This is a genomic window from Salmonella sp. NW1250 (assembly GCF_051812965.1).
Lineage (GTDB): Bacteria > Pseudomonadota > Gammaproteobacteria > Enterobacterales > Enterobacteriaceae > Salmonella > Salmonella enterica.
Window position 1 is genome coordinate 89,583 of sequence record NZ_JAMNDD010000006.1, and the last position, 20,021, is coordinate 109,603.

The 20,021-nt window shown below is 53.2% G+C and carries 21 protein-coding genes and 3 tRNA genes; 9 read left to right on the forward strand and 15 right to left on the reverse strand.

What is annotated here, in order from left to right:
* Positions 1 to 14: 14 nt before the first annotated feature.
* The 4 genes from deoD to deoC all read right to left on the reverse strand — a co-directional run bounded on the left by deoD (position 15) and on the right by deoC (position 4,444).
* A complete protein-coding gene (gene deoD / locus NBA72_RS12315; protein WP_000224864.1) occupies positions 15 to 734 on the reverse strand; it encodes a purine-nucleoside phosphorylase in 720 nt (239 codons plus the stop codon).
* A 209-nt stretch (positions 735 to 943) separates the two neighbouring features.
* Positions 944 to 2,167: a phosphopentomutase gene (gene deoB, locus NBA72_RS12320; RefSeq protein ID WP_000816454.1), complete on the reverse strand. Its 1,224-nt coding sequence runs from the start codon at positions 2,165 to 2,167 to the stop codon at positions 944 to 946.
* A 51-nt stretch (positions 2,168 to 2,218) separates the two neighbouring features.
* Positions 2,219 to 3,541 (reverse strand): thymidine phosphorylase, encoded by a 1,323-nt coding sequence (deoA, locus tag NBA72_RS12325; protein ID WP_000477838.1) that lies wholly within the window; start codon positions 3,539 to 3,541, stop codon positions 2,219 to 2,221.
* Positions 3,542 to 3,664: 123 nt separating this feature from the next.
* Positions 3,665 to 4,444 (reverse strand): deoxyribose-phosphate aldolase, encoded by a 780-nt coding sequence (gene deoC / locus NBA72_RS12330; protein WP_001519713.1) that lies wholly within the window; start codon positions 4,442 to 4,444, stop codon positions 3,665 to 3,667.
* Positions 4,445 to 4,703: 259 nt separating this feature from the next.
* Between deoC and NBA72_RS12335 the strand changes: the two genes are divergently transcribed.
* Both NBA72_RS12335 and NBA72_RS12340 read left to right on the forward strand, forming a co-directional pair.
* Positions 4,704 to 6,254 carry a YjjI family glycine radical enzyme gene (locus NBA72_RS12335; protein WP_001111671.1) on the forward strand — a complete coding sequence of 517 codons (1,551 nt, stop codon included), beginning with the start codon at positions 4,704 to 4,706 and terminating at the stop codon, positions 6,252 to 6,254.
* Complete coding sequence (locus tag NBA72_RS12340) at positions 6,226 to 7,089, forward strand: YjjW family glycine radical enzyme activase (RefSeq protein ID WP_042947756.1); 864 nt, start codon at positions 6,226 to 6,228, stop codon at positions 7,087 to 7,089. Before NBA72_RS12335 ends, NBA72_RS12340 begins: the two co-directional genes overlap by 29 nt.
* 32 nt (positions 7,090 to 7,121) lie before the next feature.
* Here NBA72_RS12340 and NBA72_RS12345 read toward each other — a convergent pair whose 3' ends face one another.
* From NBA72_RS12345 to NBA72_RS12380, 8 genes are all read right to left on the reverse strand, one after another.
* Positions 7,122 to 7,895 carry a metal-dependent hydrolase gene (locus tag NBA72_RS12345; protein WP_042947758.1) on the reverse strand — a complete coding sequence of 258 codons (774 nt, stop codon included), beginning with the start codon at positions 7,893 to 7,895 and terminating at the stop codon, positions 7,122 to 7,124.
* Positions 7,892 to 8,965 carry a patatin-like phospholipase family protein gene (locus tag NBA72_RS12350; RefSeq protein WP_000531540.1) on the reverse strand — a complete coding sequence of 358 codons (1,074 nt, stop codon included), beginning with the start codon at positions 8,963 to 8,965 and terminating at the stop codon, positions 7,892 to 7,894. The genes NBA72_RS12345 and NBA72_RS12350 overlap by 4 nt, the downstream gene beginning before the upstream one ends.
* 123 nt (positions 8,966 to 9,088) lie before the next feature.
* Positions 9,089 to 9,250, reverse strand: a complete 162-nt coding sequence (locus tag NBA72_RS12355) for a DUF1328 domain-containing protein (protein ID WP_000490276.1) — start codon at positions 9,248 to 9,250, stop codon at positions 9,089 to 9,091.
* A gap of 128 nt (positions 9,251 to 9,378) precedes the next feature.
* Complete coding sequence (gene osmY, locus NBA72_RS12360; RefSeq protein WP_000178963.1) at positions 9,379 to 9,996, reverse strand: molecular chaperone OsmY; 618 nt, start codon at positions 9,994 to 9,996, stop codon at positions 9,379 to 9,381.
* A 401-nt stretch (positions 9,997 to 10,397) separates the two neighbouring features.
* The gene (gene prfC, locus NBA72_RS12365; protein ID WP_000175965.1) at positions 10,398 to 11,987 is read right to left on the reverse strand and encodes a peptide chain release factor 3; all 1,590 of its coding nucleotides are present in this window, start codon (positions 11,985 to 11,987) and stop codon (positions 10,398 to 10,400) included.
* Between the two features lie 91 nt (positions 11,988 to 12,078).
* On the reverse strand, positions 12,079 to 12,756 hold the full coding sequence (gene yjjG / locus NBA72_RS12370; RefSeq protein WP_000870686.1) for a pyrimidine 5'-nucleotidase: 678 nt from the start codon (positions 12,754 to 12,756) through the stop codon (positions 12,079 to 12,081).
* Positions 12,757 to 12,777: 21 nt separating this feature from the next.
* On the reverse strand, positions 12,778 to 13,224 hold the full coding sequence (rimI, locus tag NBA72_RS12375) for a ribosomal protein S18-alanine N-acetyltransferase (protein WP_001092436.1): 447 nt from the start codon (positions 13,222 to 13,224) through the stop codon (positions 12,778 to 12,780).
* Positions 13,169 to 13,606 (reverse strand): DNA polymerase III subunit psi, encoded by a 438-nt coding sequence (locus tag NBA72_RS12380; protein WP_000203996.1) that lies wholly within the window; start codon positions 13,604 to 13,606, stop codon positions 13,169 to 13,171. Before NBA72_RS12380 ends, rimI begins: the two co-directional genes overlap by 56 nt.
* Before the next feature lie 102 nt (positions 13,607 to 13,708).
* Between NBA72_RS12380 and rsmC the strand changes: the two genes are divergently transcribed.
* The 4 genes from rsmC (at position 13,709) to NBA72_RS12400 (ending at position 15,246) form a co-directional block, all read left to right on the forward strand.
* Positions 13,709 to 14,737: a 16S rRNA (guanine(1207)-N(2))-methyltransferase RsmC gene (gene rsmC, locus NBA72_RS12385; RefSeq protein ID WP_001272293.1), complete on the forward strand. Its 1,029-nt coding sequence runs from the start codon at positions 13,709 to 13,711 to the stop codon at positions 14,735 to 14,737.
* A gap of 190 nt (positions 14,738 to 14,927) precedes the next feature.
* Positions 14,928 to 15,014, forward strand: a tRNA-Leu gene (locus NBA72_RS12390).
* Positions 15,015 to 15,041: 27 nt separating this feature from the next.
* A tRNA-Leu gene (locus NBA72_RS12395) sits at positions 15,042 to 15,128 on the forward strand.
* A gap of 31 nt (positions 15,129 to 15,159) precedes the next feature.
* Positions 15,160 to 15,246: transfer RNA gene (locus tag NBA72_RS12400), tRNA-Leu, on the forward strand.
* Positions 15,247 to 15,277: 31 nt separating this feature from the next.
* Here NBA72_RS12400 and NBA72_RS12405 read toward each other — a convergent pair.
* A complete protein-coding gene (locus NBA72_RS12405; RefSeq protein ID WP_000941877.1) occupies positions 15,278 to 15,514 on the reverse strand; it encodes a DUF1435 domain-containing protein in 237 nt (78 codons plus the stop codon).
* A gap of 250 nt (positions 15,515 to 15,764) precedes the next feature.
* Here NBA72_RS12405 and NBA72_RS12410 point away from each other — a divergent pair, with 250 nt between their 5' ends.
* From NBA72_RS12410 to NBA72_RS12420, 3 genes are all read left to right on the forward strand, one after another.
* Positions 15,765 to 16,829: a GGDEF domain-containing protein gene (locus NBA72_RS12410; RefSeq protein ID WP_000211210.1), complete on the forward strand. Its 1,065-nt coding sequence runs from the start codon at positions 15,765 to 15,767 to the stop codon at positions 16,827 to 16,829.
* 120 nt (positions 16,830 to 16,949) lie between these two features.
* Positions 16,950 to 17,738, forward strand: coding sequence for a siderophore-iron reductase FhuF (fhuF, locus tag NBA72_RS12415; protein ID WP_042947764.1), 789 nt, complete (start codon positions 16,950 to 16,952; stop codon positions 17,736 to 17,738).
* 150 nt (positions 17,739 to 17,888) lie between these two features.
* On the forward strand, positions 17,889 to 18,347 hold the full coding sequence (locus NBA72_RS12420; RefSeq protein ID WP_000058276.1) for a YbaK/EbsC family protein: 459 nt from the start codon (positions 17,889 to 17,891) through the stop codon (positions 18,345 to 18,347).
* 50 nt (positions 18,348 to 18,397) lie between these two features.
* On the opposite strand, the gene bglJ is transcribed toward NBA72_RS12420, so the two are convergent.
* Positions 18,398 to 19,072 carry a DNA-binding transcriptional activator BglJ gene (bglJ, locus tag NBA72_RS12425; protein ID WP_000431547.1) on the reverse strand — a complete coding sequence of 225 codons (675 nt, stop codon included), beginning with the start codon at positions 19,070 to 19,072 and terminating at the stop codon, positions 18,398 to 18,400.
* Positions 19,033 to 19,758 carry a response regulator transcription factor gene (locus NBA72_RS12430; protein ID WP_042947767.1) on the reverse strand — a complete coding sequence of 242 codons (726 nt, stop codon included), beginning with the start codon at positions 19,756 to 19,758 and terminating at the stop codon, positions 19,033 to 19,035. The genes bglJ and NBA72_RS12430 overlap by 40 nt, the downstream gene beginning before the upstream one ends.
* Positions 19,759 to 20,021: the final 263 nt, after the last annotated feature.

The following is a 20,021-nucleotide window of genomic DNA, read 5'->3' on the forward strand; positions in this document are numbered from 1 at the left end:
CCCCCTTCACAATCTTACTCTTTATCGCCCAGCAGTACGGATTCCAGCGCGATTTTGATCATGTCGTTGAAGGTCGTCTGACGTTCAGCGGCAGTGGTCTGCTCGTGGGTACGGATATGGTCGGACACGGTGCAGATGGTCAGCGCTTTCGCGCCAAACTCAGCCGCAACGCCGTAGATGCCCGCCGCTTCCATCTCTACGCCCAGTACGCCGTATTTTTCCATCACGTCGAACATTTCGCCGTCCGGAGAGTAGAACAGGTCTGCGGAGAACAGGTTGCCCACGCGCGCGTCTACGCCCAGCGCTTTCGCCGCGTCAACCGCGTTACGTACCATGTCGAAGTCAGCGATAGCCGCGAAGTCATGATCTTTAAAACGGATACGGTTCACTTTGGAGTCGGTGCAGGCACCCATACCGATCACCACGTCGCGCAGTTTGACGTCCATGCGCACAGCGCCGCAGGAGCCGACGCGAATGATTTTCTTCACGCCGAAATCGGTGATCAGCTCTTTGGTGTAGATGGAGCAGGACGGGATACCCATACCGTGGCCCATCACGGAGATCTTACGGCCTTTGTAAGTCCCGGTGAAACCTAACATGCCGCGAACGTTGTTCACTTCGCGGACATCTTCGAGGAAAGTCTCAGCAATGTGCTTCGCACGCAGCGGGTCGCCCGGCATCAATACGACGTCAGCGAAATCACCCATTTCTGCATTAATATGTGGAGTTGCCATCTTCAGTTCCCTTTAAATTTGTTGTTATTGCCTGATGGCGGCTACGCCTTATCAGGTCTACAAAATGTGTGTCAAAACAGTGAAATACCCTAAGGATTTCGCGTTGTAGGAAGGCGACGAATTCGTGAATCCCCGGGAGCATAGATGAACTATGTGACCGGGGTGAGCGAATGAAGTCAACGCATCTACAGCGCGAAAGACAACAGGTATCACAGCATGTTTTTACCGTAGTCCATTGGCGATGTACCAAAGTAGGTCGCCAGCGTCTGGCCGATATCCGCGAAGGTTTCACGGTGACCTAAAGAGCCCGGTTTGACTTTCGGACCGTAGATCAGCACCGGAATGTGCTCACGGGTATGGTCAGTACCAGTCCAGCTCGGGTCACAGCCGTGGTCAGCGGTCAGGATCAGAATGTCATCTTCCCCCACCAGCTCCATCAGCTCCGGCAGACGGCGGTCAAACAGCTCCAGGCCTGCGGCGTAGCCCGCGATGTCGCGACGGTGGCCCCAGGAAGAGTCGAAGTCAACGAAGTTAGTGAAAACGATGGTTTTATCGCCCGCTTCTTTCATCTCTTTGAGGGTCGCGTCGAACAGCGCGTCCAGACCGGTCGCTTTCACTTTCTTAGTGATGCCGCAGTTGGCGTAGATGTCGGCAATTTTACCGACGGACACCACGTGGCCCTGTTTTTCATCGACCAGTTTCTGCAGCACGGTCGGCGCTGGCGGTTCTACGGCCAGGTCGTGACGGTTGCCGGTACGCTGGAAGTTACCGGCCTTGTCGCCGATAAACGGACGCGCGATCACGCGGCCAATGTTGTAGCCGCCTTCGGTCAGCTCTTCACGGGCGATTTCGCACAGCTCGTAGAGTTTATCCAGGCCAAAGGTCTCTTCGTGGCAGGCAATCTGGAACACGGAGTCAGCGGAGGTGTAAAAAATCGGCTTGCCGGTTTTCATGTGCTCTTCGCCGAGCTGGTCCAGAATGACCGTACCGGAAGAGTGGCAGTTCCCGAGATAGCCCGGCAGGTTGGCGCGTTTCACCAGCTTATCCAGCAGTTCCTGCGGGAAGCTGTTTTCGTGGTCGCTGAAATAGCCCCAGTCGAACAGTACCGGCACGCCGGCGATTTCCCAGTGGCCGGACGGCGTATCTTTGCCGGAGGACAGTTCGTGCGCCCATGCGTATGCGCCAATAACGTCCGCGTTGCCGTCCATACCGGCGGCAATTTTACCGGTAGAGCCTTCATGCGCTTTCACCAGCCCCAGACGAGTCAGGTTAGGCAGATTCAACGGGCCCTTACGGCCATTGTCAGCTTCGCCTTTGGCGCAAGCTTCTGCGATGTGGCCCAGAGTGTCGGAACCTACGTCGCCAAAACGATCCGCGTCTTCAGTAGCGCCGATGCCGAATGAGTCCAGCACCATAATAAATGCACGTTTCATATCTTCTCCGTACTTAGTGCTTCAAAAATAATTGATCAGATCAGTATACAACTATTCAGTAATTCGACGATAGACCGAAGGTGTGCTTGCTGGCGCTTTATCGTCAAGGATAATTGCCGCTTTGACGGCCTTCGCCGCTTCCTGCCAACTGGCTTCGTCTTTGGCATGAATCACCGCCAGCGGGCGCTGCCCGTCGATGCTGTCGCCCAGACGGGCCATGTCGGTAAAGCCAACGCTGTAATCAATGGTATCAGACGCCTGACGACGGCCGCCGCCCATCGAGACGACCGCCATCCCCAGCGCACGCGTATCCATTGCGCTGATAAACCCTTCGGTATCAGCATATACCGCTTTGCTCAACATGGCGGTCGGCAGGTATTTATCGTAGTTCTCAACGAAATCGCTCGGCCCTTTCTGCGCGGCCACCATACGACCAAAGACTTCTGCCGCTTTACCGTTATCCAGCACCGCCTGTAATTTCGCACGCGCTTCGGCGTCGTCTTTCGCCAGCTGGCCGGAGATCAGCATCTCCACGCATAGCGCCATAGTGACATCAAACAAGCGCGGATTGCGGTATTCACCGGTCAGGAACTGCACGGCTTCACGCACTTCCACCGCGTTACCGGCGCTCGAAGCCAGCACTTGGTTCATATCGGTTAACAACGCCGTAGTGCGAACTCCCGCGCCGTTTGCCACGCCGACAATCGCTTCAGCAAGGGCTTCAGAAAGTTCATAGGTTGGCATAAACGCGCCGCTGCCGACTTTGACGTCCATTACCAGCGCATCCAGCCCTTCGGCCAGTTTCTTGGCGAGGATGGAACCGGTGATCAGCGGAATAGAGTCCACCGTCGCGGTAATATCGCGGGTGGCGTAAAAACGTTTGTCCGCCGGTGCAAGCGAGCTGGTTTGCCCAATAATCGCCACACCCACGTCTTGAATAATTTCGCGGAAACGGTTGTCGTCCGGGAAGATATCAAAGCCCGGGATCGCTTCCAGTTTGTCGAGCGTACCGCCGGTATGTCCGAGGCCGCGACCGGAGATCATCGGCACATAACCGCCACAGGCCGCTACCATTGGCCCCAGCATCAGAGACGTCACGTCCCCTACGCCGCCGGTCGAATGCTTATCGACAATCGGGCCATTGAGATTCAGGCTTTTCCAGTCAAGGACAGTACCGGAATCCCGCATCGCCATGGTCAGCGAAACACGCTCCGGCATGGTCATATCGTGGAAGAAGATGGTCATCGCCAGGGCGGCAATCTGCCCTTCAGAGATAGTATTGTCACGAATACCATTGATAAAGAAACGAATTTCTTCGTCACTCAACGCATGACCATCACGCTTTTTACGAATAATTTCTTGTGCGAGAAACACGGTACCCTCCTGAGGGAAAAGAGTAGAAGGCTTACATCGCCGGATGACGGCTAACGCCTTATCCGGCCTACAGGCCTGGATTTGTAGGCCGGATAAGCGCAGCGCCATCCGGCAAATCAGAGCTTAGTAGCTGCTGGCGCTCTTACCGTCGCCGTGACCCAGCGCTTTCAGCAGGCTTGCCAGCAGGCTGGATGCGCCAAAGCGGTAGTGACGAGAATCTGCCCAGTCAGCGCCAAACAGTTCGTCTGCAATCGCGAGGAATTTCTGCGCGTCTTCCGCCGTACGTACGCCGCCCGCCGGTTTGAAGCCAACGGTTTTGGAAACGCCCATGTCGCGGATCACTTCCATCATGATGCGCGCGCTTTCCGGCGTAGCGTTTACCGGCACTTTACCGGTAGAGGTTTTGATGAAATCCGCACCGGCTTTGATGGAGATTTCAGAGGCTTTACGAATCAGCGCCTCTTCTTTCAGCTCGCCGGTTTCGATAATCACTTTCAGCAATACGTTCGCTGCGGCACAAGCGTCTTTACAGGCTTTTACCAGGTCAAAACCCACCTGCTCGTTACCGGCGATCAACGCGCGGTACGGGAACACCACGTCCACTTCGTCAGCGCCGTAGGCGATCGCCGCACGGGTTTCCGCCAGCGCAATATCGATGTCATCATTGCCATGCGGGAAGTTAGTCACCGTTGCAATGCGGATGTCCGGCGTACCTTGTTCTTTCAGAGTTTTACGCGCAATCGGGATAAAACGCGGGTAAATACAAATCGCCGCCGTATTCCCGACCGGGGTTTTTGCCTGATGACACAACGCGATCACTTTTTCATTGGTGTCGTCATCGTTCAGAGTGGTCAGATCCATCAGTTTGAGCGCACGCAGGCTGCTTGCTTTTAAATCAGTCATGACATTCTCCAACGGCATTGCCGTATAAAATTTCACCTTGCGAGTCTGTTAATATTCTAACATTCACTCGCGTTTACACTTCGATATACATCACAGTTAATGAAAACTACGTACAAATTTGCATTACTGTAATGAGATCTGAATCAAATTATCCCGCCGTCACCGTCTGTTCTTCGAGCGATAAGCGCATCAGGATCAAAGTCGGTTTGCCGCCGTTTTCTACAATAGCGCATCGTCCCGGCATAAAGAGGAAACGAAGATGCCTGCCTCATGCGAAACTGCGCTCCAGCAGCGTTGCCAGCAAATTGTGACCAGCCCGGTGCTCACGCCTGAACAAAAACGCCATTTTCTGGCGCTGGAAGCTGAAAACGCCCTGCCTTATCCCCCCCTGCCGGAAGATGCCCGCCAGGCGCTGGATGAAGGCGTCATTTGCGATATGTTTGAGGGGCACGCCCCCTTCAAACCGCGCTACGTGTTGCCCGATTACGCCCGATTTCTGGCTAACGGTTCACAGTGGCTGGAACTGGAAGGCGCGAAAGATCTGGATGATGCGTTATCCCTACTCACCATTCTGTATCATCACGTTCCTTCCGTGACGTCCATGCCGGTTTATCTCGGCCAGCTTGATGCGTTGCTGCAACCGTATGTTAGAATTCTAACACAAGATGCGATCGATATTCGAATAAAACGTTTCTGGCGTTATCTCGACAGAACGCTGCCAGACGCCTTTATGCATGCCAATATTGGCCCTGCCGATACGCCTGTCACACGAGCGATTTTGCGCGCTGATGCCGAGCTAAAGCAGGTGGCGCCTAACCTGACGTTTATCTACGATGCGGAAATTACGCCGGACGATCTGCTGCTGGAGGTCGCCAAAAACATTTGCGAATGTAGTAAGCCACACATTTCCAATGGCCCTGTAAATGATAAAATTTTCACAAAAGGCCATTATGGCATCGTCAGTTGTTATAACTCGCTACCGCTTGGCGGCGGCGGCAGTACGCTGGTACGTCTCAACCTGAAAGCCGTGGCAGAACGCAGTACGTCTGTCGATGACTTCTTTTCACGTACGCTACCGCACTACTGCCGACAGCAGATCGCCATCATTAATTCACGATGTGAATTCCTCTATGAAAAGTCACATTTCTTTGAGAATAGCTTTCTTGTACAGGAAGGTTTGATCGATCCTGAACGTTTTGCGCCGATGTTCGGTATGTACGGGCTGGCGGAAGCCGTGAACCTGCTGTGCGAAAACGCGGGCCTGAACGCCCGTTATGGCAAAAATGAAACGGCGAACGAGCTGGGCTACCGTATCAGCGCCCAACTGGCGGATTTCGTCGAAAATACGCCAGTGAAGTATGGCTGGAAGCAACGGGCGCTGCTCCATGCCCAGTCTGGCATCAGTTCCGATATTGGCACTACGCCGGGCGCACGTCTGCCGTATGGCGATGAACCGGACCCTATCACCCATTTGCAAACCGTCGCGCCGCACCATGCCTTTTATCATGCCGGGATCAGCGACATTCTGACGCTGGACGAAACCATCAAGCGTAATCCGCAGGCGCTGGTTCAGCTTTGTCTTGGCGCGTTCAAAGCCGGGATGCGGGAATTTACCGCCAATGTCAGCGGCAACGATCTGGTGCGCGTCACCGGTTATATGGTGCGCCTGTCGGATCTGGCGAAATTTCGCGCCGAAGGCTCGCGCACGAATACCACCTGGCTGGGAGAAGAAGCCGCACGTAATACCCGCATCCTGGAACGACAGCCACGCGTAGTCAGCCATGAACAACAGATGCGCTTTAGTCAGTAAGATCATTGCGTTTTCCTGCGTCGATGGGCCAGGCAGCCGCCTGGCATTATTCTTACAGGGCTGCAATTTGCGCTGCAAGAATTGCCATAACCCGTGGACGATGGGACGCTGTAACGACTGCGGGGAATGCGTATCGCAGTGTCCGCACCACGCCCTCAGCGTTGATGGCGGGAAAGTGGTATGGCGGTCGGACATCTGCGAGCAGTGCGATACCTGCCTGAAAATGTGCCCACAGCAGGCAACGCCAATGGCGCAGACCATGAGCGTGAACGATGTGCTGCGTCATATTCGTAAAGCATCGCTGTTTATTGAAGGTATTACCGTCAGCGGCGGAGAGGCGACCACGCAATTACCGTTTATTGTGGCGCTATTTACAGCGATCAAAGCCGATCCGCAGTTACAACGGCTGACCTGCCTGGTGGACAGTAATGGTCAGTTAAGCGAGACCGGCTGGCAGAAACTACTGCCGGTTTGCGACGGCGTAATGCTCGATCTGAAAGCCTGGAAGAGCGAGTGTCATCACCGTCTGACCGGACGTGATAATACGCATATTAAGCACAGTATCCGCTTTCTTGCTGCGCAGGGAAAACTGGCGGAGCTGCGGTTGCTGGTTATCCCGGGTCAGGTGGACTATGTGGCGCATATTGATTCACTGGCGGCGTTTATTACTTCGCTGGGCGAGGTTCCGGTGCGTCTGAATGCCTTTCATGCGCACGGCGTCTATGGCGAAGCGAAGGCCTGGCCAGGCGCGACGCCGCAAGAGGTGGAACGGCTGGCTGACGGATTGCGCGCGCGTGGGGTGGCGAAGCTGATTTTGCCGGCGCTATATTTGTAAGCGTCGCCTGCCGGACGGCGGCTGCGATGCCATCAGAGCCGAAACAAGGTAATGGTATTGCGATACAGCGTATCGGCTATCACCTCTGCGGGCTCCGGACGTAATTCGCAGAGCGCATCAAATACGCGCGCCGCCTGCTCCGGGCGGTTCGGCTGCCCCTGAAACCCCTTTAGCGGCATATCCGGCGCATCGGTCTCCAGCAACAGCGCGTCCAGCGGCAACCGCGCCATAACATCACGGGTTTTACTGGCGCGCGGGTAGGTGATGGTGCCGCCGACGCCGATTTTATAGCCCAGTCGCACAAAGCGTTCGGCCTGCTGCAGACTGCCGGCAAAACCATGCACCACACCGGTTCGCGGCAGATCCTGGCGCTTTAAGTGCATCGCCAGTTTGTCATGCGTGCGCCGCGAGTGCAGGATCACCGGCAGATCGTAGCGTTTTGCCAGTTGTAGTTGCGCGTCTAAAAATCGCTCTTGCCTGGCGAACTGCGGATCGTCGCGATAAAGATCGAGACCAATCTCGCCTACCGCCACGACGTTCTGTTGTTGCGCCAGCACTTGTTGCAGCTTATCAGGATCGTCATCGGCATGACGCTCAATCACAATGGGGTGTAATCCCAGCGCAGCATAAAGCGACGGGAAACGCGCCGCCAGCGCCAGCACGCGGGGAAAGTGAGCCGCCTCGGTCGCCGGCACGATGATTTTTTCAACGCCCGCCTCACAGGCACGCTGAATACTGGCGCGCTCATCGCCCGTAAAGGGCGGGAAATCAAAATGGCAATGCGTATCGATAAAGCGCCAGCTCACGCCAGATCCTCGTCGGTAAATGTGGTGTCGTTTGCCTGCGGCGCGCTAATGACCTCCGCCACATGCGTATCATTGGCCACCGGCGCCGGAGGCACGACCACCGTTTCCGGCACGGCAATCCGCGACGTATGGCGCAGGAGAGGCGGCGTTGCGGCGAGCAATTTACCAACGGTGGCAAGGAAATAACGCCCGCATAATTGCCCGGTTTTGTAATCCTCACGCAGCGCCGGGATACGGCTGCCCAGCGCCATGCTGTGCAGCGGTTTCGGCGGATAAATTTCAATGATCCGCAGCTTACCCGGCGGCTTTTCAATAAATTGTTGGATCGCGCTGTAGGACGTTTCATGATGCTGCACCAGGTTGACCAACGGCTGTAGACTGCTCTCTCCCAGCCAGCGCTCCATACGCTTAAACCACTGCGGCGTGTAATACATTTGCGAGGGTACGGTGCGGATCACCACAATGGTTTTCGCCCCCCGCTTTGCCGCCTCCTGAACCGGAATGGCGTCGCTAATGCCACCGTCCAGATAGTTGATGCCCTCTAACGTAACGCCGGTACGGTAGAAACCCGGTATGGCGCTGGAGGCGCGAATGATATCAAGCCAGTTTTGTTTTGTCGGCGAGAAATAGCCCGGCGTGTAATCATCCCCCCGGCAGGCGCACATATAAAAGGATTTTCCGCTGTCGAACAGGCGCGCTGCGGTATCCATTTGCAGCGGCATCCGGGCGGCGGTGGATTCCACCAGCCAGTCGAGGTCAATAAGGTTTCCTCCGCGTACAAATCGTAGCGGATCAAAAAATTCGCGCCTGGTGGTATAGCGCATAATAACTTTACGCCCGTAGCCGGGCTGGTTGCAGAGATACGCCGAGAGATTTTGCGCACCGGCTGATGTGCCGAAGTAGAGATGGAAAGGATTAAACTGCGCACGCATAAACTCATCCAGCACGCCTGCGGTAAAGATACCCCGCTGCCCCCCGCCCTCACAGACCAGCGCCATACGGCCTGGCCGGAACGGTGTTAATGATAACGGCGCAATATTGCCGAGCGTAACCGGTATTCGCTGGCCCACCTCTGCCTTCCTGTTTTTCATTTTTTTCCAGGCTGACAAGGTAACGCAAAACGTTAACGGCTAAAACCGTAAAAGCCAGTCCGCTGGACTGGCTTGATAGCAATATATCTTTACAGATGCCTGCTAGGGTCGTTTACGGCCCATGAACAGGCTGACCAGGAAGAGCACGATCCCGACGACGAAGACGATTTTCGCCGCGCCGGCAGCCGTACCAGCCAGTCCACCAAAACCCAATGCGGCGGCAATTAACGCGATAACCAGAAATATAATGCCCCAACGAAACATAAGCCTCTCCTTTACCATAGTTAATGTCGACCGCTAAATATGAGCGCTCAGGCTACTCATTCGCGATATTTTTAGTGTGGTGCACATTACGCCTCCCGACAAACGTCGGGAGGACGAATTACGACGAATTACTGAACTTTCAGATCGTTTTTAACACTTTTTACGCCATCAACGGCTTTCGCGATGCTTTCAGCGCGGTCGCTTTGTTCCTGAGTTTCAACGGTACCGGAGAGCTGTACGACGCCATCGGTCGTTTCCACTTTCACTTTACGGGAAGGGACGAGATCGTCCGCCAGCAACTTGGCTTTGACTTCACTGGTCGTGGCCGTATCGCCGGCATAACCTTTCACGGAACCTTCTTTATTGTCGCGAACGTGAAGTTTGTCGCTAACGGAGGTCACGCCTTCTACGCCTTTCGCCACTTTCACGGCGGCTTCAGCCTGCGCCTGGCTTTCTACAAAGCCGCTCAGGGTGACGACTTTCTGATTGGTTTCGACAGAAATATCGGTGCTTTTAATATTGTCATGGTCTACCAGCGCAGCTTTGACTTTCGCAGTGATAGCGCTGTCATCCATGAAGTTACCGACTTTATTCATAGAGCTATCGACTTTTTGCCCTGCGGTTTCGGTTCCGCTTTGCGCCTTGTCCGTTGTTGCGTTTTCTGCAAAGGCAGAACCTGTCGCAACAGCAGAGGTCAACATTACGGCCAGCAGAGTTTTAGAAATCTTCAGTCTTGTCATAGTCATCGATTTTGTCCTGTATAGTTTGCTCGTAATTTGAGCTCAGGCAACACGAGGTTGCATTGCTGAATGCGGTGAAACTCACCGGTTTCTGAAGTCAATGACTGGCATCACATTCGTGAATTTGTAACGACGCGTCGCCTGCCACCCTTCCGTTTCAGTTATTAATATCGTGACTAAAACAAATCTCAGCTTTAAGCTCTCATATTCACGCATTGAACAGGCATTAAAGCCGACATTTATGTCATCACTTTGTTAAATATAGATCACAATTTTAAAATCGCTTGTCGGTGCGTATAAAAAACAGGCAGATCGGAGAAAAAACGCGGGATTTAAGAACATTCCGTAAGCGGTTAAAAAGGCAGGGAAAGTACGAAGGCGCGGCGGATGCCGCGCCCGGAAAGGGATCAGTGTTCGCGCGTTTTACGGAACTGAACGTCAGGGTAACGTTCCTGGGTCAGGTTCAGGTTAACCATTGTTGGGGCGATATAGGTGAGGTTGTCGCCGCCATCCAGCGCCAGTTGCGTTTCATTCTTACGCTTAAACTCTTCGAATTTCTTCGCATCGGCGCTTTCCACCCAGCGCGCCGTCGCCACGTTGACGGATTCATAAATCGCCTCAACGTTGTATTCGCTTTTCAGGCGCGCGACAACAACGTCAAACTGCAGAACGCCCACGGCGCCGACAATCAGATCGTTGTTGGAGATGGGACGGAATACCTGCACCGCCCCCTCTTCAGAAAGCTGCACCAGCCCTTTCAGTAGCTGCTTCTGCTTGAGCGGATCTTTCAGGCGAATACGACGGAACAGTTCCGGCGCAAAGTTCGGGATACCGGTAAACTTCATCATCTCGCCCTGGGTGAAGGTATCGCCGATCTGAATGGTGCCGTGGTTATGCAGACCCAAAATATCGCCCGGGTACGCTTCTTCAACGTGCGAACGATCGCCCGCCATAAATGTTAACGCGTCGGAAATCACCACATCTTTGCCGGTACGGACCTGGCGTAACTTCATGCCCTTCTCATACTTACCGGAAACCACGCGCATAAACGCCACGCGGTCGCGGTGTTTCGGGTCCATATTGGCCTGAATTTTAAAGACAAAACCGGTGAATTTCTCTTCCGAGGCTTCCACTGTGCGGGTATCGGTTTGACGCGGCATCGGCGCGGGCGCCCACGCCACTAAACCATCCAGCATATGGTCAACGCCAAAGTTACCCAGCGCGGTACCGAAAAATACCGGAGTAATTTCCCCTGCCAGGAACAGCTCTTCATCAAACTCGTTAGACGCGCCCTGCACCAGTTCCAGCTCGTCGCGCAGTTGCTGCGCCAGGTCTTCACCCACGGCGGCATCCAGATCCGGGTTATTCAGCCCTTTAACGATGCGCACTTCCTGAATGGTGTGGCCCTTACCGGTCTGATACAGATAAGTTTCATCTTTATAAAGGTGATAAACGCCCTTAAACAGCTTGCCGCAGCCAATCGGCCAGGTGATCGGCGCGCAGCCGATTTTCAGCTCATTTTCCACTTCATCCAGCAGCTCCATCGGGTCGCGGATGTCACGGTCGAGTTTGTTCATAAAGGTCAGGATTGGCGTATCGCGCAGACGGGTAACTTCCATCAGCTTACGAGTCCTGTCTTCAACACCTTTTGCGGCGTCGATCACCATCAGGCAGCAGTCCACCGCCGTCAGAGTACGGTAGGTATCTTCGGAGAAGTCTTCGTGCCCCGGGGTGTCCAGCAGGTTCACCAGACAGTCGTGATACGGGAACTGCATCACCGAGGTGGTGATAGAGATACCACGCTGTTTTTCCATCTCCATCCAGTCAGATTTTGCATGTTGGCTGGAGCCACGGCCTTTTACCGTACCGGCGGTCTGAATCGCCTGTCCGAACAGCAACACTTTTTCGGTAATGGTGGTTTTACCGGCGTCCGGGTGAGAAATAATGGCAAAAGTGCGGCGTTTGGCCACCTCTTGCAAATAAGGAGACAACGTCATAGTCAAATCTTCTTGAGTAAGCGCGGCGTTTGACCACGCATGTTGAATACGAAAAATGCGGCTATTTTACCCATCAACCTGGGGGAGGCAATCAGTGTTTACACAGGAGCTGCTCCAGTTCGCTTAATGACGCCACAGTCCAGGTTGGATGAATACCCGCGGGCTGCTCGCGATGATGCGCGTTAAGCCAGCAGGTCGACAGTCCGGCGTTAATGCCGCCAAGAATATCGGACTCCGCGGTATCGCCAACCATTAATACGCGCGAGCGGTCAGGATTCCCCGCCTGCTCCAGGGCGTAGTTAAAGATTTTCGGATCGGGCTTCGCGACGCCAACCTGCTCGGAAATCACCAGCAGATCGAAATACTCGCGCAGCCCGGTGCGCTCCAGACGAGTTTGTTGTAGCGCGGTAAAACCGTTAGTAATAATACCGATTTTAGCCTGCCCGCGAATCGCATTAAGTAGCGAAACGGCGCCCGGCAAAGGAGAACAGATCTCTGCCATCGCACTAATAAAAGCGTCATTCAGCAGCCCCGGCGCAACGTTTAGCCGTTCAGCCCAACTTTGAAAGCGCGCGTGCTGCAATTGTAATGAGGTAATCGCGCCGTTCTGATAATCCACCCATAGCGGCTTATTCACGGCCTGGTAATCCTGGAAATCCTCAGCGGTAAAGGTGACGCTATAGTCAAGGAACATCCGCTGTAAGCCGGTGAAAGAATCAAACGTAAACAGCGTTTCATCGGCATCAAAGAAAATCCAGTCCCACTTAATCATTACACCTTGCCTCTTTTATTACATGCTTATCGGTAACGCCATGATGATGGCGTCCTCATGCCCTTGTGCCGTGGGATAGTAATTGCGGCGAATCGTCGCCTCGTTAAACCCCAGACTTTCATACAGCGCGATGGCGGCAGCGTTAGAGGCGCGTACCTCCAGCCATAGCGTTACAACACCGCGCGTTTCCAGTTCATCAATCAGATGCTCAAGCAGCATACGCCCCAGCCCCCGACGCTGAAAATCCGGATCGACGGCGATATTGAACAGCGTCGCTTCGTCCAGCACCACCTGTGTAATGGCAAACGCGGCCATTCTGTCATCAGCGGTCAGCTTAAGGTTGAGATACCGTTCGCCCTGGTTGCCGAAAAACGTTTTTTCGCTCCACGGAAACGCATGAGCGCGTTGCTCAATCTGCCAGGCTGCGGGGAGATCGGTCGTGCTGAGGATAGAAATCGTGTTCATGTTCGCAGATTTGTTGCCATAGTGCGGCGCGTGCCGCCGGGTTTGCCCGGAGTTCATTAAACGCCGGCGTCGTGACCTGAGCGCCTTCGAGTTGGAGCGGCGCGTCAGTTCCTAACCGCCAGCTATTACAACGGCTGCCCTGCGGCAGCATGGCGACGCGCTCAGGCGCCAGGGGTAAAACCTGATCGGGACTCACGGTCAACGCGCGTAAAATATCGCGCATTAGCGGCTCGTTCAGCGCGGGTAATTCCTCTGCAACCACGATCAGACGAACGTGCGCGGGAAGGGAAATCGCAATCTCGCCCTGTAGCGCGCCAGGACGTCGCAGCGCCCACTGCGTAATACCCAGTTGCTGTAACTGCCAGTCTCGTCGGGATGTCATAGCGAAACGCTCCTGTAATCAGGGGCGCAAATATAGCAAATCTGTCGAATCTCCGCCATCAAACTACTATAATCGCCGCCAGTCTGAATTAAGGAGCATTCCATGTCTGCTTTTACCCCGGCAAGTGAAGTCTTGCTGCGCCACAGTGATGATTTCGAACAAAGCCGTATTCTTTTTGCCGGAGATTTGCAGGATGACCTGCCCGCGCGCTTTGAATGCGCCGCCAGCCGCGCGTATACGCAACAGTTTCACCACTGGCAGGCGCTAAGCCGCCAGATGGGCGATAACGTCCGTTTTAGCCTGGTCGCGCAAGCCAGCGATGTCGCTGACTGCGATACGCTGATTTACTACTGGCCGAAAAATAAACCCGAAGCGCAGTTCCAGTTGATGAATATTTTGTCGCTAATGCCGGTGGGCAGCGATGTTTTCGTCGTGGGAGAAAACCGTAGCGGCGTGCGTAGCGCCGAACCGATGCTGGCGGACTATGCGCCGCTGAACAAAGTAGATAGCGCGCGACGTTGCGGCCTTTACCATGGTCGTCTGGAAAAGCAGCCGCAGTTTAGTCTTGAATCCTGGTGGGCCGAGTACAACATCGACGGGCTGACCATCAAAACGTTGCCGGGCGTATTCAGCCGCGACGGACTGGATGTCGGTAGCCAACTGCTGTTGTCTACGCTGACGCCGCACACCAAAGGTAAAGTGCTGGATGTCGGCTGCGGCGCTGGCGTGCTTTCCGCCGCGCTGGCCAGCCATTCGCCGAAAGTGCGCCTGACGCTGTGTGACGTCAGCGCGCCGGCGGTGGAAGCCAGCCGCGCCACGCTTGCCGCTAATGGTCTTGAAGGCGAGGTATTCGCCAGCAACGTCTTTTCGGAAGTCAAAGGACGTTTTGACATGATCATCTCCAACCCGCCGTTCCACGACGGAATGCAAACCAGCCTCGATGCGGCGCAAACGCTCATTCGCGGCGCAGTGCGCCATCTGAACAGCGGCGGAGAGTTACGCATCGTGGCGAACGCCTTTCTGCCCTATCCTAAGATTCTGGATGAGACCTTTGGCTTCCATGAAGTCATCGCGCAAACCGGGCGCTTTAAGGTTTATCGTACCGTGATGACCCGTCAGGCGAAGAAATAGTTGGCCTGATAAGCGCAGCGCCATCTGGTTGCATGTGCCGGATGGCGACGCAAAGCGTCTTATCCAACCTACGTCTCGCGTCCATTTTTGCAGCAATCAATCTATCCCATGCAATTAACTATTGACGAATAGCTGAAAACCACTAGAATGCGCCTCCGTGGTAGTGATTCTTTTCAAGAATCGATGGTATGCGAAGGTGGCGGAATTGGTAGACGCGCTAGCTTCAGGTGTTAGTGTCCTTACGGACGTGGGGGTTCAAGTCCCCCCCCTCGCACCAAAACCACGTTGATATTGCTCGCACTGGGCGAAGGTGGCGGAATTGGTAGACGCGCTAGCTTCAGGTGTTAGTGTTCTTACGGACGTGGGGGTTCAAGTCCCCCCCCTCGCACCAACGAGGCGATATCAAAAAGTAAGATAACTGTGCGAAGGTGGCGGAATTGGTAGACGCGCTAGCTTCAGGTGTTAGTGTCCTTACGGACGTGGGGGTTCAAGTCCCCCCCCTCGCACCAATTATCTTATCCTTCCTTTGTCTCTTCATTTTCATCCCTGATTCCAGTTCATCATTGCCAACATCATGCCGCCAATAAGCGCCATACACGATGGCAGCAATACAAAATGCCGTAATTGTTTGTGATACAACATCAGCGCAGACAGTAGCAATCCTGATACAATCAACAGCTTCAGCGCATCAGCTGACAGGCCGATAAACGCCAGTCCAACGATAATCACTCCAGGCAATAACACGCCCCATCCGCTGCCTAACGTCCGCTGCAACATGGTTTCACCTCTGGAATTGATAATGATAACCAATATCATATGATATATTTTCTCATTTGTCAGCCAGGGAGAAAGCTAAAGAGATGAGTTTTACTTAACGGTTGATGACACGTATTCAGTAAGGTGATAAATTGTCCGACTGTTAACGTAAAAACAACAACACCTCGCTTTAGGCGACCTTTTCTCATACGTTATTTTCATGTTGGCGCCCGATTCCGTGTATATCACCGATAAATAACGACAATTACCCATGACAACACCATCCTGGCGGTCGCTTCGTATTAAGAAGTATCAGTTTTCTTTACGTCTTTTCTTGTTTCTCAACGCCGTGTCGGCGCTATTTACTCTCGTTTTCCCCCTTTATCAGATCAATGTATTTTGCACGCCAATGATCGGGATAGTGGTCCTGAGCGTATTACTGTTGATATGGCATGGGAAATATGGACAAAAAAGAATTAACCTCCCCTTTATCTCCCTACTCTTTGGGGGAATATGGGCGGCGCATATTGCGCTAAAGTATCCGGCGTTAGGCCATTATGATTTCTCTTTTTTATTGATTTCCCTGCTTAGCGTTCTGTTTATCGGCTCGATAGCCTTTGCCGCGAATATCGTCGCGTTTACGCTCTATTCGCTACCGCCAGTCGCGGTCTGCCTGTGGCTGAACGGTAATGAACAAGGTTTGCGAATTCTCTATTTGCTGGCCCTGCCAATGGTAGGAATCGCTATTCAACATGTTATCCAGAAACGCTACGATAATTTTGCCCAACAGCTCATGTTTAAGCTGCTGGCCGAGCGGGAAACTCTCAATGGCCTGAGTATGCTTGATCCATTAACCGGCTTATATAACCGCCGTGGCCTGCAAAATCGGCTGGATACGTTACAGGCGCCGGGCAGCCATGAACACTACGTTCTGCTATTGGATATCGATCATTTCAAAGCGTACAACGATCACTACGGTCATATGATGGGCGATCAGGCGTTAATCCGCGTCTCAGCGGCAATTCGGGACACCGTGCGATCGCGCGATGTCGTCTGCCGTTTTGGCGGGGAAGAATTCCTGGTGTTGCTGACCACCGCCGAACCACAGCAAGCCCGCGCTACCGCAGAACGTATCCGACAGGAAGTATACGATCTTAAAATCCCGCATATGTTTAACGAAAGCGTCGCCACCAATGTCACTGTCAGTATCGGCATTGCGCCCCTGACGGATCGCAATATCGGAGACGCTATCGAAAAAGCGGATAAAGCGCTCTACGAAGCCAAGCATCTTGGACGTAACCACATTCTGGTCAGCGACGACATGCGCGCCCTATGAATCCTGTTGGCGTAATCGTGCTACGCCAACAGCGTTAACCATAAACCGCTTGCCATCGTTTATCGCTATCGATAGGATTAGCAATCATTATCATTTAGATTAACATCATTAAACTGCGCTATGGCCTACCGTTCCGCACCGATTGCTGACGATATTATCTGGCGAGCTGCTCCCCAGCCGGAAGACGCCTCGCTGGCGGACGCAGTACGCGAGACGATCGCCTCTACCCGTGAGCACCTGTTGGACTTCATCCGGCTGGATGAAACACCGCCGCCAACGGCAATGACTCTTGCCCAGTGGACGCGCCCCGCGACGTTTCGTTCATTGCTGGCCGCCTATTCCGATCATATCTATCGGCACACGCCAGGCCTGCCACGTGAAAATAAGCCGTTACTCTCCCTGTGGGCGCAATGGTATATCGGGCTGATGGTGCCGCCACTGATGCTGGCATTACTGACGCAAGCGCGCGCTATCGATGTCTCGGCAGAACATATTCACGTTGAATTTCATGAAACCGGGCGCGCCGCGTGTTTCTGGCTTGATGTGCATCAGGATAACCTGGCAACGGAGCGTTCCCCGGAAGAACGAATGGAAACGCTGGTAGTCTCCGCACTACAGCCGGTCATTCAGGCGCTGGAGGCGACTGGCGACATCAACGCGAAACTTATCTGGAGCAATACCGGTTATTTAATCAACTGGTATCTGACTGAGATGAAACCGCTGCTTGGCGAAGCCCTGCTGGCAACGCTACGCCAGCGCTGTTTTTTTGAAAAGCAGCTATCCGACGGTCAGGATAACCCGCTGTGGCGGACCGTCGTAATGCGCGACGGTCTTCTGGTACGCAGAACCTGCTGCCAACGTTACCGCTTACCTGACGTACAGCAGTGCGGCGACTGCACGCTAAAGTAAACTGCGTTACGTTGCCTTCAGTTATCGTCACGGCTTACTGCTGCTGGCCTGTCACATTATTTTATTTACAGCGGCGCTCTCCGTATGCCAAATTACGTTTTGCCATTTTTGGGTCTACCGTGGCTATTGGTAAGGTCTCAGGAGAGAAGAATGAGTCTGCAATCTGTACGGCAATTTCTGGCCGATCATGCTCCCGATATTGAAATTATCGAATTAAATCAAAGCACAGCGACTGTCGAGCTGGCAGCCAAAGCGCACAACGTAGAGCCAGGGCAGATAGCTAAGACGCTCTCGCTTAAAGTAAAAGACACCATTATCCTGGTGGTCGCGAAAGGCGATGCCCGCCTGGATAATAAGAAGCTTAAAACCACTTTCGGCGCAAAAGCGCGTATGTTGAGCAGCGATGAAGTGGTCAATGCAACCGGACATCCTGTCGGCGGTGTATGTCCCTTTGGGCTGGAGCACCCGCTGCCCGTCTATTGCGACATCTCTCTGAAGGGGTATAACGAAGTATTGCCTGCCGCAGGCGCCACGCACAGCGCGGTACGCATCACGCCGGAAAGAATGGCTGAACTGACATCGGCGACCTGGGTAGACGTGTGCCAATAACGTGCCTGACACCCGGATTCCCCGAACAAGCACGGCGCATCCGGCGCGGGCTATACCCGATGCTGGAGCGCGGTACCATCGCCGGCGCGCAGATATAACAGAATATCCGCCGCATCGAGTAACCCGGCATCAGAACTCACGCCCAGCTTGGACATCACATTAAACTTATGCGCCCGGATAGTCTTAATGTTACGTTCTAACTGGACGGCAATTTGCGGCATTGAGTAGCCGTTCGACATGAAACGCAGAATCTCCCGCTCGGTTGGACTAAGCATACAATTCTGGTGAAGTTCCCAAAGATTGTCTGTACGCTCCGTTGTCCGCCGGGCGCTATTAAGCGATGTAAATAAGGCATCCTGTAAAACATCCAACGGCGACGCTTTGCTGATGACCCCATCCAGCGGCAGCGGGGATAATGCGCTGATTAAGCGGGCTTCAGCATCATCATCGGCAATCACCAGACGCCGCATATGGGGATAATTTATCGCCAGTTCCGTCAGGCTGGATAATCCTGTCCGGCGTTCAGTTCTTAACGCAGAAAGAGAAAAAATAACGGCAGAAAACGGCGTCTTTAGCGCAGCCTTATAAAACGCGGATGGTTTTGAAAAAATATGAAGCGTATGTCGGCAATCCGGCATTGCATCAAATAGCCCTTTAATACCAATGGTGCTCATCACGCATTTTTCTACGAGCGCAACATTTCTCTTGCTGATTCTATTTTCCATTCCATGGTTTCTCCATATACCGAAGGTAGGTTCAATTCTCTGGCTCCCTGAGAACTGTTTATCCATGCATACATCTCTGCATTACTGTGTATTGATAAGCGTCGCATGGCGCTATTTTTTTGGGCGCTAATTGTTTTATTACTTTTTTTAAGTAACGCCGCAATTTGGTTAATGCCCCACCCTTTTCCTAAAAGGCGTAATACTTTTCGTTCAGACAGCGTAAGGACAATCGGCCTGTCGTGGGACTGCTGAATTTCAGACGGTACCTGAGGCGATAATAATGTTTTGCTTATTCTTTCTGAGCGAGCGTTTCCCGCATGGATAACGCTAATAAGATTCTCGATTGGCTCTTCGTCTGAAAGCAAGGTGCTGACGGGGCCCATCAGGAGATCAACTGCATGTGGATAGCAGGATTTAGGAACCAGAAATATCCAATGTATGTCGCGATATTGCGAGATTAAGCTATAAAAATATTCGCAGATAGCGCGGGAAGAGGCATTGTTAACTGCTAAATCAGCAATAACTAAATTACTCCGGCGTAGCTGTAGCAGCGTTAGCTCTTCTATCGTACGGCAATACGCCAGTTTATAATCGGGGAAATTACCTGTTATAGCCCCTTTAAGACCTTCCTGTATAAGAGGGGTTTTACTGATAATAAGTCCATTTTTGCAGCATCCTGGCAGCATAATTCCTCCGCACCCACGCCGCCCCCTTTCATTGCCCCATTAATAAAAACACTATTAACAATGATCGCAAAGAAATATAGGCCGAGTGGATTAATTATCCTTGTTTTATTTTTAAATATCTAACATTGATTGCGCTACAATCCACATAGCACAAAAACATGAAATCACTATCGCATAGTTACTCATAAAACCAGAAGCAAGACAATTAAATTAACTAAATTTGCACATTAGCAATTCTAACGAAAACTCATCATATTAATAAA